The organism is Dryocola clanedunensis (assembly GCF_038405435.1).
Taxonomy (GTDB): domain Bacteria; phylum Pseudomonadota; class Gammaproteobacteria; order Enterobacterales; family Enterobacteriaceae; genus Dryocola; species Dryocola clanedunensis_A.
Window position 1 is genome coordinate 1 of the sequence record NZ_JBBYHZ010000241.1, and the last position, 513, is coordinate 513.

Here is a 513-nt window from a genome sequence, read left to right on the forward strand (position 1 = left end):
TATGCGGCGCAGGGCATCCGGGTGAACTCGATTTCGCCGGGGCTGATCCTGGTGCCGCGGATCGAAGCCTGGTTCGCCAACAGCGCCGACCCGGCCGCCACGCGCCACGCACAGGAGCAGCTGCTGCCCTGCAAGCGCATCGGCGAGCCCGGCGAGGTGGCGCATACCGCGCTGTTCCTGGCCAGTGACGAAGCCCGCTTCATCAATGCCACCGACATCCTGATCGACGGTGGCCGTTCCCAGCTTTACCACGAGTAATCATGACCGCACCGACCTTCCATCTGCCGCTTGTCGCGATCCTGCGCGGCATCCCCCCCGAAGACACCCTCGCTCACGTCCGCGCACTGGTGGATGCCGGCTTCGATGCGATCGAAGTCCCGCTGAACTCGCCACGCTGGGAAGACAGCATCGCCGGCGCGCAGCGCGCGTTCGGTGCACAGGCCTGGATCGGGGGCGGCACCGTGCTGCGCGAACAGCAGGTGGACGCATTGGTGGAGATCGGCGCACGCTTCA

General features: G+C 67.3%; 1 protein-coding gene and 1 pseudogene. Both read left to right on the forward strand.

The genetic code is table 11. The features are described from left to right. The coding region (locus AAE045_RS24435; RefSeq protein WP_455549875.1) for an SDR family oxidoreductase at window positions 1-258 on the forward strand (258 nt) is incomplete at its 5' end. 2 nt (window positions 259-260) lie between these two features. Continuing rightward, a pseudogene (locus tag AAE045_RS24440) lies at window positions 261-513 on the forward strand (2-dehydro-3-deoxy-6-phosphogalactonate aldolase); the annotation flags it as partial.